Here is a 2062-nt window from a genome sequence, read left to right as displayed (position 1 = left end):
AGCAGCGGGATGGTGGTGCGGATGCGGACCCGGCCGATCTCGTTGAGGTCGAGTTGGGTGGCGGTTTCGTCACGGTGCAGGGAGTTGATGTCGAGGCGGTAGTGCAGACCCCGCACGATCGCCCGCGCCGAACGGGTGGTGTGCTTGATCGCGTACCGGCCGCCGACCTGCAACGGGCGGGTCTCGTCCATCCAGCAGACCATCGCCTCGATGTCCTGCGCCACCGTCGGGGCGTTGTGCGGCCGGCAGATCATGTCACCCCGGGAGATGTCGATCTCGTCCTCCAGACGAACCGTGACCGACATCGGCGGGAACGCCTCCTCCACCGGCCCGTCAGCGGTCTCCACCGCCGCGATCCGCGAGGTGAACCCCGACGGCAACACCATCACCTCGTCACCGGCCTTGAGCACCCCCGAGGCCACCTGCCCCGCATACCCCCGATAGTCCGTCACCACCGTCGACTGCGGCCGGATCACATACTGCACCGGGAACCGCACATCCTGCAGATTCCGATCCGACGCGATGTGCACCCGCTCCAGATGATGCAACAACGACGGACCCTCATACCACGGCATGCTCTCCGCACGGGACACGATGTTGTCACCCCGCAACGCCGACACCGGCACCACCGTCAGATCCGGCACGTCCAACTTCGCCGCGAACGCCGTGAACTCGTCCGCGATCGCCTCGAACACCTCCCGGTCATACCCCACCAGGTCCATCTTGTTCACACACAACACCAGATGCGGCACCCGCAACAACGAACACAGAAACGCATGCCGCCGCGACTGCTCCACCAGACCCTTACGCGCGTCCACCAGGATCAACGCCAGATCCGCCGTCGACGCGCCCGTCACCATGTTCCGCGTGTACTGGATATGCCCCGGAGTGTCCGCGATGATGAACTTCCGCCGCGGCGTCGCGAAGTACCGGTACGCCACATCGATCGTGATGCCCTGCTCCCGCTCCGCCCGCAACCCATCGGTCAACAACGCCAGGTTCGTGTACTCGTCCCCCCGCGCCGCCGACACCGCCTCCACCGCCGCCAACTGATCGGTGAACAACGACTTCGTGTCATACAACAGGCGGCCGATCAACGTCGACTTACCGTCGTCCACACTCCCGGCCGTCGCGAACCGCAACAAGTCCATCGGCCGCGCCTCCACCTCCACCGGCGCCACATCAACACCCATCAGAAGTACCCCTCCCGCTTACGGTCCTCCATCGCGGCCTCACTGACCCGATCATCACCCCGAGTCGCACCCCGCTCGGTCACCCGCGTCGCGGCCACCTCCTCGATCACCGCCACCACCGTGCCCGCATCCGAACGCACCGCCGCCGTACACGACGCGTCCCCCACCGTCCGATACCGCACCACCTCCACGAACGGCTCCTCACCCGCCCGCGGCACGAAGAACTCGTTCACCGCATACAACATCCCGTCCCGCTCCACCACCTCACGCTCATGCGCGAAATAGATCGACGGCAACGGAATCGACTCCCGCGCGATGTAATGCCACACATCCAACTCGGTCCAGTTCGACAACGGAAACACCCGGATCGACTCCCCCGGATGATGCCGACCGTTGTACAACGACCACAACTCCGGACGCTGGTTCTTCGGATCCCACTGCCCGAACTCGTCCCGGAACGAGAACACCCGCTCCTTCGCCCGCGCCTTCTCCTCATCCCGCCGCGCCCCACCGAACAACGCATCAAACCGGTGCTTCTCCACCGCGTCCAACAACACCGGCGTCTGGATACGGTTCCGCATCCCGTCCCCGGACTCCCGCACCAAACCCCGCGCCAACGCCTCCGGCACCGACGCCACAATCAACTGCAACCCCAGCTCCGACACCCGACGATCCCGATACTCCAACACCTCGGGAAAGTTGTGCCCCGTATCAACATGCATCACCGGAAACGGCACACTCGCCGGCGCGAACGCCTTCTGCGCCAACCGCAACATCACGATCGAGTCCTTACCACCGGAGAAGAGCAGCACCGGCCGCTCCATCTCCGCAACCACCTCACGCATCACGAAGATGCTCTCCGCCTCGAG

At 65.1% G+C, this 2062-nt stretch carries 2 protein-coding genes; both read right to left on the bottom strand.

The genetic code is table 11. The features are described from left to right. On the bottom strand, positions 1-1193 hold a 1193-nt coding region (locus tag E1258_RS32280), incomplete at its 3' end, for a sulfate adenylyltransferase subunit 1 (RefSeq protein ID WP_132407725.1). After that, the coding region (gene cysD, locus E1258_RS32275; RefSeq protein WP_207919917.1) for a sulfate adenylyltransferase subunit CysD at positions 1193-2062 on the bottom strand (870 nt) is incomplete at its 5' end. The genes cysD and E1258_RS32280, both read right to left, overlap by 1 nt.

The organism is Micromonospora sp. KC207 (genome assembly GCF_004348615.1).
Classification (GTDB): domain Bacteria; phylum Actinomycetota; class Actinomycetes; order Mycobacteriales; family Micromonosporaceae; genus Micromonospora.
This window is presented reverse-complemented; position numbering and strand designations above follow the sequence as displayed.